This window comes from Amycolatopsis sp. CA-128772 (genome assembly GCF_002904295.1).
Classification (GTDB): Bacteria; Actinomycetota; Actinomycetes; order Mycobacteriales; family Pseudonocardiaceae; genus Amycolatopsis.
Map to the genome: position 1 here is coordinate 158,895 of NZ_PPHG01000077.1, position 12,053 is coordinate 170,947.

Below are 12,053 nucleotides of genomic sequence, written 5' to 3' on the forward strand. Positions count from 1 at the left end.
GCCGGTCATGATTTCCTGATGGGGTGACCCGGACCGTATCCACCGACGTCGACGGCGAAGTCGCGGCCAGACCCCTGCACCGGCTGGCCCTGCGGAAGTCACTCGCCCGCCTCTCCGTCCGCCCGCGGTCGATCCTGATCCTGTCGGTGATCCCGCTGGTCGCGATCGGGTACGGCATCTACGGCTGGCAGCACGACTGGGTGCTCGGCGTCGACAGCGCGGTCTACCGCGCCGGCGCGCTGACCCTGCTGCACGGCGACTCGCTCTACGACGCGAACACGCTGCCCAACGAGCCGTGGTGGGCGCTGCTGCCGTTCACCTACCCACCGACGGCGGCGCTGATCTTCGTCCCGCTCGCCGCGTTCCCGACGCAGATCTCCTGGGGCCTGATCACGGCCGTGTCGCTGGGGGCGATGGCGCTGTCGATCCGGATCGCGATCGGCGCGCTGCCCCGCCCGGCTTCCGACGGGCCGCGCTGGTGGGCCTCGCCCGCCCGCTCGACCATCGTCTTCTTCCTGGTCTTCCTCGCCCTTGAGCCGGTGTGGCGGACGATCTTCCTCGGCCAGATCAACCTGATCCTGATGGCCATGATCCTGCTGGACATGCTGGTCATCGGCACCCGCGGGAGCCGCTGGGGCGGCGTGCTGGTCGGTGTCGCAGCGGCCATCAAGCTGACGCCGCTGGTGTTCCTCGGGCACCTGTTCGTCACCGGCCGCCGGATGGACGCGATCCGCGGGTTCGCGACGTTCCTGCTGCTCCAGGGCCTGATGTTCCTGATCAACGCGCACGACGCGGCCAAGTACTGGACCGTCACGCTGCCGGACACCGGCCGGATCGGGCCGGTGCACTGGGCGGGCAACCAGTCGCTGAACGCGCTGATGAACCGGGCCACCGACCTCGCGCCGTGGGCGTCGAAGGCGGCGATGGGCATCGGGTTCCTGCTCGCGATCCCGGCGCTGTGGCTGCTGATGCGGTTCCACCGCAAGGGCCAGGCGCTGGCCGCGCTGCTCGTCACGGCGTTCTGGACGCTGCTGATCTCGCCGATCTCCTGGACCCACCACTGGGTGTGGGTCATCCCGCTGATCGTGCTGCTGGTTTCGCGGCTGCCGAAGACCAGCCCGAAGACAGCGTGGAAGCGCTGGGTCGGGACCGGCCTGGTGGCGTTCGTGTTCGTCAGCTGCGTGCTGCTGATCCTGCCGAACGGCCGCAACGTCGAGCTGCACTGGAAGGTGTGGCAGAACGTGCTGGGGGATGCCTACATCCTGATGCCGGTCGTGCTGGCCGCCGCGCTCGCGCTGCGCTGGGGCCTGCAGCGGCGGGCGCGGAAGAAGGCGGCCGCGGATGCCGACGTCCCCGCCGGGGTCTGAGGCGCGCGCCGGTCGCGTCCTCGCCGGGGTTCTCGCGCTGCTCGTCTTCGCCTTCGGCGTGGTCGTCTGGCTGGCCGGGTGGCACCTGGGCGCGGACAGCGCCGTCTACCGCGCGGGCGCGTTGACGCTGGTGCACGGCGACCCGCTGTACACGCGGGACGTGCTGACCGCGCTGCCGGACTGGGTGCGGCTGCCGTTCACCTACACGCCGGCGGCCGCGCCGCTGTTCCTGCCGCTTGCCCTCGTGCCGTCGGGCCTGGTCTGGGGCGTGATCGCGTTTTTGTCGGTGGTGGGTCTTATCGTCGTCATCACGGTGGTTTCGTCGCCGCCGGGGGGCTCATCGCTTCTGGGAAGAAGCTGGTGGGCGCTGCCGGCGGGAACGGCCATCGCGCTGGTCCTGGAACCGGTGTGGAAGACGCTGTTCCTGGGCCAGATCAACTTGATACTGATGGCGTTCGTGGTGCTGGACGTCCTGGTGCTGTCCGCCCGCGGGTCGCGGTGGGCGGGGGTGCTGATCGGCGTGGCGGCGGCGATCAAGCTGACCCCGCTGATCTTCGTGCCGCACCTGTTCTTCACGGGCCGGTGGAAGGACGGGCTGCGGGCCTTGGGCACGTTCGTGGCGCTCGAAGCGGTGATGTTCGCGGTCATCCCGGTCGACGCGGCGCGGTTCTGGCGGGATTCGGCGACCGACCCGAGCCGGGTCGGGTCGGTGCACTGGATCTTCAACCAGTCGCTCAACGGGCTGGTGAACCGGGCTACGGAGCTGGCGCCCTGGTCGCTGGCGGTGGCGGTCGGGGTGGCGGCGGTGCTGGCCGGGCCCGCGGTGTGGCTGGTCGTGCGGCTGCACCGGCGTGGCGAAGACGCGGGCGCGTTGCTGGTGACGGCGTTCTACGGGCTGCTGCTGTCGCCGGTGTCGTGGTCGCACCACTGGGTTTGGTGCGTGCCTTTGCTCACGCTGCTGGTGGTGAAGGCGCGCTGGTGGGCCGCGGCGGCGGCCGGGCTGCTGTTCGCGTCGCAGATCGTGATGCTGGTGCCCAACGGCGGCGGCACGGAGTTCGGCTGGGGCCTGGGCTGGTCGGTCCTCGGCAACCTTTACGTGCTGGCGGCGGCGGCCGGGATCCTCGGGCTCGCGGCGCGTGAGCTACGCCTGGTCCGGCGGTCACCGCAGGTGGTCACCGTTTGACAATCCGGCCGAAAGCAGGCGGACACGGACCGGAGCGTGCCCGCCCACGGCACCTGTTCCGCCCTGACTGCCGGTCGGATTGTCAAAAATCGGCGCAGTAGGCTGATCGGCGTTATGGACAAACACACCGGTCTGCCCGTCGTGGGCATGGTGGGCGGCGGCCAGCTGGCCCGGATGACCCACCAGGCGGCGATCTCCCTCGGCCAGTCCCTGCGCGTGCTCGCCGCGGGCGAGAACGAAGCCGCCGGGCTCGTCGCCGGCGACGTCACGCTCGGGCACCACACCGACCTCGACGCCCTGCGGAAGTTCGCGGCCTCGGTCGACGTGCTCACCTTCGACCACGAGCACGTGCCGGGCGAGCACCTGCTGACGCTGGCGATGGAGGGCTTCCTCATCCGGCCGGCGCCGTCGGCGCTCGGCTTCGCGCAGAACAAGCTGGTGATGCGCGAGATGATGGCCGGCCTCGGCGTGCCCGGCCCGGCGTTCACCGAGGTGTCCACTGTGGACGACGTGCTGGCCTTCGGTGGCGAGCACGGCTGGCCGGTGGTGCTCAAGGCGTCGACCGGCGGGTACGACGGCCGCGGTGTCTGGATGCTGGACACCGCCCAGCACGCGCGCGAGACCGTGCCGGAGCTGCTGGCGGCGGGCACCGCGTTGCTGGTCGAGGAGAAGGTGGCGATGCGGCGGGAGCTGTCCGCGCTCGTCGCCCGCTCGCCCTTCGGCCAGGGGGCGGCGTACCCGGTGGTCGAGACGGTGCAGACCGGCGGCATCAACACCGAGGTCCTCGCCCCGGCGCCCGGGCTCGACGACTCGCGCGTGCACGAGGCGCAGGACCTGGCGCTGCGGGTCGCGTCCACGCTGGACGTCACCGGGCTGCTGGCGGTGGAGCTGTTCGAGACCGACACCGGGCTGCTGGTGAACGAGCTGGCGATGCGCCCGCACAACTCCGGGCACTGGACGATGGACGGGTCGCGCACGTCGCAGTTCGAGCAGCACCTGCGGGCGGTGCTCGACTACCCGCTGGGCCGGACGGACCTGATCGCGCCGGCGTGCGTGATGGCGAACGTGCTGGGCGCGGCCGAGCTGCCGGAAATGGGGCCGGACGAGCGGCTGCACCACCTGTTCGCCCGGTACCCGGAGGCCCGGGTGCACCTCTACGGCAAGCAGGAGCGGCCGGGCCGCAAGCTCGGGCACGTCAACTTCACCGGCGAGCGCATGGACGACCTGCGCAACCGGGCGCTGCTGTCGGCGCACTGGCTGTCCCACGCCGTCTGGCTCGACGGCTACGAGATCCACTGACGGGAGTGACGGGTATGGCGCCGCAGGTGGGCGTGATCATGGGCAGCGACTCGGACTGGCCGGTGCTGGAGGCGGCCGGCGCGGCGCTGGACGAGTTCGGCGTCGAGTACGAGGTCGGTGTGTACTCGGCGCACCGCACCCCGCAGCGCATGCTGGACTACGCGACGTCGGCGGCGTCGCGGGGGCTGAAGGTGATCATCGCGGGCGCGGGCGGTGCGGCGCACCTGCCGGGCATGGTGGCGTCGGCGACGGTGCTCCCGGTGATCGGCGTCCCGGTGCCGCTGAAGTACCTGGACGGGATGGACTCCCTGCTGTCGATCGTCCAGATGCCGGCGGGCGTGCCGGTGGCGACGGTCTCGGTGGGCGGCGCGCGCAACGCCGGCCTGCTGGCGGTCCGCGTCCTGGCGGCGTCGGACGAGGGCCTGCGGGCGAAGATGGCGCGCTTCCAGGCGGACCTGGAGAAGCTGGTCCTCGACAAGGACGCGGCCCTGCGCGAGAAGACCGGCCACTAGCCGGGCTGGTCCAGCTTGCCGATCAGCTGCTGCCGGAGTTCGCGTTTGAGGACCTTCCCGGCGGCCGAGACCGGGATCTGCTCGACCACGTGGACCTCCCGCAAGCGCTTGTACGGCAGCACCTTGGCGTTCACCGCGGCCATCAGCTCGTCCGCGTCCAAGGTGCCGCGCGGGACCACGAAGGCGACCGGGAGCTCGCCGACCTCGGTGTCGGGGCGGCCGACCACCGCGGCCGCTGCGACGCCCGGCATCGTGATCAGGAGCTCCTCCAGCTCGCGGGGGAACACGTTGTAGCCCTTGTACAGCAGCATGTCCTTCTTGCGGTCCACGATGGACAGGTAGCCGTCCGCGTCGAGGATGCCGATGTCGCCCGTGTGCAGCCAGCCGTCGACCAGGGCCGCCGCCGTCTCCTCCGGGCGGTTGCGGTAGCCGAGCATGATCTGCGGGCCGCGCAGGCAGACCTCGCCCTTCTCGCCCGCGGGCAGCGGGTCTTCGCCGCCTTCGGCCGGGACGATCTTGACCTGCGTGTCGAAGATCGGGACGCCCACCGAGCCGACCTTGCGGGTGCCCGAACGGTACGTCGGTGAGATCACCGCGCCCATCGTCGCCTCGGTGAGGCCGTAGCCCTCGGCGACCACCACACCCGGGAACCGCTCGCGCAGGGCGTTGATCATCGCGTGGTTCATCGGGGCCGCGCCCGAGCCGATCGAGCGGACCGACGACAGGTCGGCCGTGTGGAACGACGGCGTCGCGAGGAGGGCGGCGAACAGCGCCGGTGCGCCGCCGATGCCGGTGATGCGCAGCCGTTCGGCGTCGGCGACGTACGCGGCCGGGTCGAACCTCGAGTGGAGCACGATCGTCGTGCCGGCGATCACCGCCGCGTTGAGGCCGCCGATGATGCCCATCGCGTGGAACCAGGGCGTCAGGTTGATCGCGACGCCGGTGCCCAGGCGTGTCGGCCACTCGTCCTCGCTGCCGAGCTGGTCGAGCGTGACGTCGCCGTGCGCGTCGAGCGCCGGGACCGAGCCGGAGCCCCAGCAGGCGTGCTGCAGCGTGTTGACCACGACGTTGCGGTGCGACAGCCGTACGCCCTTCGACCGGCCGGTGGTGCCGCCGGTGTAGGCGAGGTGGGCGAGGTCCTCGGCCAGGGCGAACTCGACCGGCGGCCGCGTCTCGGGCTGGTCGGCGCCGAACGCCTCGAACTCGACGGCGCCCTCGGGCAGGTCGCCGGTGGGCTGCACGACGACGGTGAACCGCGCCGGGATGCGGTCGGCGACGCTCGCCAGGGCGGCCGCGACCGGGCCGAACGTCACGACCGCCGCGGCCTCGCAGTCGGCGAGCTGGAAGGCGAGGTCGTCCGGCGGGAGCAGCGGGTTCGCCGGGCTGAAGGTGGCGCCGGCCAGCAGCGTGCCGTAGTAGGCGACCGGGAACGCCAGGCAGTTCGGCAGGTGCAGGGCCACAACGTCGCCGCGGCCGATGCCGCGTGCGCGCAGCGCGTTGGCGAACCGGCAGGCGGCGCGGTAGGTCTCGGCGAAGGTGAGGCTGTGCCCGTCGTGGGCGAAGGCGGTCCGCTCGCCCCAGCGTGCGGCACCCGCCGCCAGGATCGAACCGACCGGGAGTTCGGGGTAGTCGAGGGAGGCGGGCAGACCGGGCGGCGGCGTCGGCGCGGTGATCGGCATCACTCGACCATACGAATTCTGCGGTCAACGCCACAAGGACGACCCAGGTGAACGAGCGCTAACATCGACGGACCCCCTCCCGACGTTGCAGAGAAGGTGACCGGAAGTGACCGACGGCCTGTACCAGCTTGCCGAAGAGCACGAGGAGCTGCGGGCCGCCGTGCGGGCCCTTGCCGAAAAGGAGATCGCGCCGTACGCGGCGGAGGTCGACGAGAACGAGCGCTATCCGATCGAGGCCTACAACGCGCTCGTGAAGTCCGGGTTCAACGCCGTGCACATCGGTGAGGAGTACGACGGTCAGGGTGCCGACGCTGTCGGCGCCTGCATCGTGATCGAAGAGGTGGCCCGGGTCGATGCTTCCGCGTCGCTGATCCCGGCGGTGAACAAGCTGGGTACCCAGCCGATCATCCTGTCGGCTTCGGAGTCCTTGAAGAAGCTCGTGCTGCCTTCGATCGCTTCCGGTGAGGCTTCCGCGTCCTATGCCCTTTCGGAGCGGGAGGCCGGGTCGGACACCGCTTCGATGCGGACCCGGGCCCGGCTGGACGGGGATCACTGGGTGCTCAACGGGACCAAGGCGTGGATCACGAATGCCGGTGAGTCCTCCTGGTACACCGTTATGGCCGTCACCGATCCCGAGGCCGAGAAGAAGGCCAACGGGATTTCGGCTTTTGTCGTGCACAAGGACGACCCGGGGTTCTCGGTGGGGCCCAAGGAAAAGAAGCTGGGGATCAAGGGGTCTCCCACCCGGGAGATCTACTTCGAAAACTGCACCATTCCCGAGGACCGGATCGTCGGTGAGCCCGGGACCGGGCTGAAGACCGCGCTCCGGACGCTGGACCACACCCGGCCGACGATCGGGGCTCAGGCGCTGGGCATTGCCCAGGGCGCGCTGGATGCCGCTCTTGCCTATGTGAAGGACCGCAAGCAGTTCGGCAAGTCGATCTCCGAGTTCCAGGGTGTCCAGTTCATGCTGGCTGACATGGGGACGAAGATCGAGGCCGCTCGTCATCTGGTTTACGCCTCGGCCGCTGCGTCCGAGCGGGGGGACAAGCGAGCCGGGTTCATGGCTTCGGCGGCGAAGGCCTATGCGTCGGATATCGCCATGGAAGTCACCACCGATGCGGTTCAGCTCTTCGGTGGTGCCGGGTACACGCGGGACTTCCCCGTCGAGCGGATGATGCGGGACGCCAAGATCACCCAGATCTACGAAGGCACCAACCAGATCCAGAAGGTGGTCATGGCCCGGGCTCTTCTGAAGGGCTGATTTCCGGGGGCCGCCACCCCGGCGCCTGCTGGTGACGACGGCCGGCGGGGATCACTCGGTCGGGTGAGCTTCCCGCCGGCTACTCGTGCGTTAAGCCTCTTGGTGATGCTGGTCACCGTCGGTTCACGGAGAGGTGAAACGGATGGGCGCAACGATGCGCAGGTTCGTCATGGCCGCTGCTGCTGCGGTGGCTCTGGCCGGGGTGGGGACCGGGACCGGCCTGGCTGCCGAACGGGAGCCCTCGGGGCCGGTTCAGCCCAACATCCTCACCGCTGCCGTCTACTCGCTGGGGGATCCGACCCTCGCTCCTCCCGGGGCCAACGACTGGGGGTGCCGGCCCAGCTCGCGGCACCCCAATCCCGTTCTCCTCTCCAACGGGACCACCGCCAACGCCTACGAGAACTGGGCCAACCTGTCCCAGCGGCTCGCCTCGGCCGGGTACTGCGTCTTCGCCGGGAACTTCGGCGGGGCTCCCGGGGCCTTCCTGCAGACCGTGGGCCCCATCGCCGACACCACGAAAGCGCTTGCCGCCTTCGGGGACCGGATCCTCGCCGCCACCGGGGCCTCGAAGCTCGACGTCGTCGGGCACTCGCAGGGTGGGATGAACGTCCGGTACTGGATCAAGTACCTCGGGGGTGCGGACAAGATCAGCCGGGTCGTCGGGCTGTCGCCCTCCAACCACGGAACAGATCTCTTCGGGCTTCTCAGCACCCTCGAGAGGGTTCCCGGGGTGCCCGCCGCGCTGGGGACCGTCTGCCAGGCCTGCAACGAACAGGCCGTCGGGTCCGGGTTCCTCACCGCGCTCAACGCCGGTGGGGAGACCGTGCCCGGGATCCAGTACACCGTCATCCAGACCCGGTACGACGATGTGGTGACGCCGTACTCCAGCGCCTTCCTGGCGCCCGCGGCGAACGTCAAGAACATCCTGCTGCAGAAGGTGTGCGGGCTCGACTTCACCGATCACCTCGGGATCACCTACGACCCCGTCGCCGCCGGGCTCGTGCTCAACGCCCTCGATCCCGCGCACGCCACGCCGCCGCTCTGCGTTCCCGTGGCGCCCGTCATCAGCTGAGCTTCGCCACATGAGACATAACCCACCGGCGGGGCGGTTTTCCGCTTCGCCGGTGTCACTCTCGAAGCTGTGTACTGGCCGGTTCCCGCGTCCTGGACGCCCCACGACGAAGCCGAACTCGTCGCCGGCTGGCGGCTGTGGCTCGAACTGTACGATCGGGGGTGGCCCAGCTCCTCCTGGGACGGGACGCCGGCCGGGGCCGTCCGGCGGCTTCGGGAACTGCTTGCCGCCTGCGATGACATCGAGACCGGGTACCGGGCCGCCGTGGGCGAGCCGTCGGCCGGTTTCCTGCGGCTGGTGCAGGGGCTGGTGGTCACCGCCGGGACGGCGATCGGGTTCTGGTTCGACGACTTCGAGCCCCTTGACGATGCCCGCGCGGAGCTGCTGCACGACGATCTCGCGCGGTTTGCCGAGCAGGCCGAGCGGGTTCTCGCCGTGCTCGCCGTCAACGGCGGGTGGACCGGCCTCGACGACGTGTGGCGCCGCGACCGGCCGTAGCCGGGCGGTTGCCGGTTCCGTCCGTTGTCGTCCCAACGCCGCAACGACGTTGGGCCATGCGGCGCAACTGATCACGGGCCGGCCTGGGTACCCCAGACAGCATGAACCGGACAGAGGCCACCGCCGAAAGAGGCGAGAAGAGCAACACCGCGCAGCTGCTCGGGCGCGTCGGGATGGCGTGCTACGGCGTCGTGCACCTCGTCATCGCCTACCTCGCCCTGCAGGTCGCCTTCGGTGACAGCGAACAGGCGGACCAGAAGGGGGCCCTGCAGCAGATCGGCTCGACGGCGTTCGGGCAGGTCCTGCTCTGGGTCGTCGCGATCGGGCTGATCCTGTTCGGGCTCTGGCAGTTCCTGATGGCCGCCACCGGTTACGAGTGGGTCAGCGGTGGCAAGCGGACGCGCAAGCGGATCGGTGCGGCCGCGCGCGGGGTCGTCGTGATCGCGCTCGGCGTCACAGCCATCCGCATCGCCACCGGCAGCGGCGGCGGGTCCGGCAACCAGAAGCAGCAGGAGTTCACCGCCAAGCTGCTCCAGCTGCCCGCTGGGCCGGCGCTGGTCGTCATCGCCGCCGCGTGCGTCCTCGGGGTCGCCATCGCCGCGGGCGTCAAGGGCGCGAAGAAGAAGTTCCTCGAAGACCTCAACACGTCCGAGCTGCCCGGCAAGACCAAGCGCTGGATCGGCTGGGTCGGCACGACAGGCTACCTCGCCAAGGGCGTCGTGCTGGGCATCGTTGCGATCCTGCTGGCCATCGCCGGGTTCCAGGCCGACCCGAACAAGGCGGGTGGTCTCGACGCCGCGCTCAAGACGCTCGCCGCGCAGCCCTTCGGCACCGTGCTGCTGATCATCGTGGCCCTGGGGCTCGCCGCCTTCGGCGTCTACTGCTTCGGCGCCGCCCGGGCGCACAAGCGCTGAGCGGCTCCTGTCGGTTTCCTGTCGATCACGCTCCGGAGCTTCGGGTGAAGGTGCCCGGTGCCCTACTTTGGGTCGGGTCAGTTGAACTTTCACCTACTCGGGAGCTGAAACCGGATGTTCGGACGATTCAAGGACGTGGCCCTGTTGCTGGGGAGGATCGGCGTCGCGGTCGTCTTCCTCGCGCACGGGCTGCAGAAGTGGAACAACGGCATCGGCGGCACGGCGAAGTTCTTCGAGATGACCGGCATCCCGTTGCCCACTGTCGCCGCGGTCTTCGCGATGACCGTGGAGATCCTCGGTTCGATCGCGTTCATCGTCGGCTTCCTGCTGCCGCTCGTCGGCATCGGGTACGTCGTGATCTCGGTCGGCGCGCTGCTTTCGGTGCACATCGACAACGGCCTGACCGGCCAGGGCGGCTACGAGCTGGTCCTGGTGCTCGCGCTCGCCGGGCTCGCCCTCGGCTTCAACGGCGGGCGGCTTTCGCTCGACCACCTGCTGTGGGGCCGCAAGCGCGCCCGCCGCACCGCCGAGGCCGGCGAACTGGCCAACGCCTGACGGCTACGCCGGGAGGTCCGCCGTGGTGCGTTCGGCATCACGGCGGGCATCCAGCTTCGCCGGATCCGCGTTGCTCACGTGGACCAGGTGCGCGCCCGCGGCCAGGGGGACGAGCAGGCCGTCGAGGATGCCCTCCGGCCCGCTCCAGTCCCGGGTGGACAGCACCCGGTCGTCCGCGGTGAGGCCGAGTTTCGCCGCCCGGGCTCGTGCTTCGGCCAGCACTTCGTCCACAGTGGAGTCGAAGAGGGCGGCCGCGTCGCCGGGCACCGGGAAGAGCGGGCGGTACTGGTCGCCCGCCGTGCGCGCCTCGGTCAGGTAGTCGAACGCGCCGCCGCCGGGCGGCTCGGCGAGGCCGCGGCCCATCGGGTCCAGCGTCACGACGGCGGTGGCTGCCGCGCCGGTCGGTTCCGGGTCGTCCGGGCCGACGAACGCCACCCGCGCGCCGGCGCCCTCGGTCACCACCCGCGCCCCGCACCACCACGCCCCGAGCAGCACGCCGACGGTCTGCCAGTGCGCCGGGAGCTGCACCGCCACGGCGTCGCCCGGTTCGACGTCGAACTCCTCGGTCAGCCAGTTGGCGGTCTTCGCCGCCCAGTTGGCCGTGGTCGCCACGGACAGCTCGACGCGGCTGCCGAGCTGGTCGTCGTAGTGGGTGATCAACGGTTGGGCGGCCGGCAGCGGGCGCAGCAGCTCGTCGGTCAGGCTCATGTGGACAAGGCTAAAGCGCGGACCACGCGGTCTGCCGGTTGACACCGGATCTCGGACCTCAGTACGTTTGCTTTGAAAGCAAACTTATCTGGAGAGCTGGGGGACAGCATGTCCGTTCTCGTCACCGGAGCCACCGGACACGTCGGGCGCGCGGTGGTCGACGCGCTCGTCGCCGCAGGTCAGGACGTGCGTGCGTCGAGTCGCGACACCTCGAAGCTCGACGTCCCGGACGGCGTCGAGAAGGTGCGCGCGGACCTCGAAGACGCTTCGACGCTGGAGCCCGCGCTCGACGGCGTCTCCGCGGCCTTCCTGTACACGCGGCCGCAAGGCGTCGAAGGGTTCGTGAAGGCGGCTGAAGCGGCCGGGGTGCGGCACGTGGTGCTGCTGTCGTCGGCCGCGACGCTCGAACCGGATGCCGCGCAGAGCCGGATTGCGGGGCTGCACCGCGCAGTCGAGCAGGCCCTGGCCGCGGGGTCGTTCGCGTCGACGGCGCTGAACCCGGGCGCGTTCGCGACGAACACCCTGGGCTGGCGCGCGGACATCGCCGAAGGGGTGGTCCGCACGCCGTACCCGGACTCGCGGATCGGGGCGATCCACGAGCGGGACATCGCCGACGTCGCGGCCCGGATCCTGGTCGACGGCTCGCACGACGGGGAGTCGCTCGCGCTGACCGGCCCGGAGCCGATCTCATTCCGCGAGCAGGCCGCGGTGCTCTCGGACGTCCTCGGCCGGCCGTTGCGGGTCGAAGAACTGACGGCGGACCAGGCGATCGAGCGGATGCTGGCGCTGGGCTGGCCCGCGGACGTGCCGGCATCGGTCCTCGGGGCCTGGGCCCGGACGGTGCAGGAGCCGTCGGCGGTGACGGACGTGGTGCGTGAGGTGACGGGGAACGCGCCGCGGACCTTCCGGCAGTGGGCGGAGGAGCACCGCGCCGACTTCAGTTGACGCAGGGGACCCCAGGGGAGGCCCGGAGCAGCGGCGCCGCGGCGGGGGCGGCGCCGC

12 protein-coding genes are annotated in these 12,053 nt (G+C 70.7%); 10 read left to right on the forward strand and 2 right to left on the reverse strand.

The genetic code is table 11. The features are described from left to right. Positions 1–23 precede the first annotated feature (23 nt). The 4 genes from C2L59_RS31330 to purE all read left to right on the forward strand — a co-directional run bounded on the left by C2L59_RS31330 (position 24) and on the right by purE (position 4,361). Complete coding sequence (locus tag C2L59_RS31330; protein ID WP_103353134.1) at positions 24–1,367, forward strand: glycosyltransferase 87 family protein; 1,344 nt, start codon at positions 24–26, stop codon at positions 1,365–1,367. Beyond that, entirely contained in the window at positions 1,342–2,550 is a 1,209-nt protein-coding gene (locus C2L59_RS31335) for a glycosyltransferase 87 family protein (protein WP_103353135.1), read from the forward strand. The genes C2L59_RS31330 and C2L59_RS31335 overlap by 26 nt, the downstream gene beginning before the upstream one ends. A gap of 114 nt (positions 2,551–2,664) precedes the next feature. Continuing rightward, positions 2,665–3,849, forward strand: a complete 1,185-nt coding sequence (locus tag C2L59_RS31340) for a 5-(carboxyamino)imidazole ribonucleotide synthase (RefSeq protein WP_103353136.1) — start codon at positions 2,665–2,667, stop codon at positions 3,847–3,849. A gap of 14 nt (positions 3,850–3,863) precedes the next feature. Continuing rightward, the gene (gene purE, locus C2L59_RS31345; protein ID WP_103353137.1) at positions 3,864–4,361 is read left to right on the forward strand and encodes a 5-(carboxyamino)imidazole ribonucleotide mutase; all 498 of its coding nucleotides are present in this window, start codon (positions 3,864–3,866) and stop codon (positions 4,359–4,361) included. On the opposite strand, the gene C2L59_RS31350 is transcribed toward purE, so the two are convergent. After that, positions 4,358–6,040, reverse strand: coding sequence for a class I adenylate-forming enzyme family protein (locus C2L59_RS31350; protein ID WP_199199339.1), 1,683 nt, complete (start codon positions 6,038–6,040; stop codon positions 4,358–4,360). The genes purE and C2L59_RS31350 overlap by 4 nt on opposite strands. Before the next feature lie 106 nt (positions 6,041–6,146). On the opposite strand from C2L59_RS31350, the gene C2L59_RS31355 reads away from it, so the two are divergent. The 5 genes from C2L59_RS31355 (at position 6,147) to C2L59_RS31375 (ending at position 10,343) form a co-directional block, all read left to right on the forward strand. Further along, complete coding sequence (locus C2L59_RS31355; protein WP_103353139.1) at positions 6,147–7,304, forward strand: acyl-CoA dehydrogenase family protein; 1,158 nt, start codon at positions 6,147–6,149, stop codon at positions 7,302–7,304. Between the two features lie 142 nt (positions 7,305–7,446). Next, a complete protein-coding gene (locus C2L59_RS31360) occupies positions 7,447–8,376 on the forward strand; it encodes a triacylglycerol lipase (protein WP_103353140.1) in 930 nt (309 codons plus the stop codon). A gap of 69 nt (positions 8,377–8,445) precedes the next feature. Then, positions 8,446–8,874, forward strand: coding sequence for a hypothetical protein (locus C2L59_RS31365; RefSeq protein WP_103353141.1), 429 nt, complete (start codon positions 8,446–8,448; stop codon positions 8,872–8,874). A gap of 101 nt (positions 8,875–8,975) precedes the next feature. Further along, positions 8,976–9,788, forward strand: a complete 813-nt coding sequence (locus tag C2L59_RS31370) for a DUF1206 domain-containing protein (RefSeq protein WP_103353142.1) — start codon at positions 8,976–8,978, stop codon at positions 9,786–9,788. A gap of 114 nt (positions 9,789–9,902) precedes the next feature. Beyond that, positions 9,903–10,343: a DoxX family protein gene (locus C2L59_RS31375; RefSeq protein WP_103353143.1), complete on the forward strand. Its 441-nt coding sequence runs from the start codon at positions 9,903–9,905 to the stop codon at positions 10,341–10,343. 3 nt (positions 10,344–10,346) lie between these two features. On the opposite strand, the gene C2L59_RS31380 is transcribed toward C2L59_RS31375, so the two are convergent. Then, complete coding sequence (locus C2L59_RS31380) at positions 10,347–11,051, reverse strand: TIGR03089 family protein (RefSeq protein WP_103353144.1); 705 nt, start codon at positions 11,049–11,051, stop codon at positions 10,347–10,349. A 108-nt stretch (positions 11,052–11,159) separates the two neighbouring features. Between C2L59_RS31380 and C2L59_RS31385 the strand changes: the two genes are divergently transcribed. Next, positions 11,160–11,996, forward strand: a complete 837-nt coding sequence (locus tag C2L59_RS31385) for an NAD(P)H-binding protein (protein WP_103353145.1) — start codon at positions 11,160–11,162, stop codon at positions 11,994–11,996. Positions 11,997–12,053 lie beyond the last annotated feature (57 nt).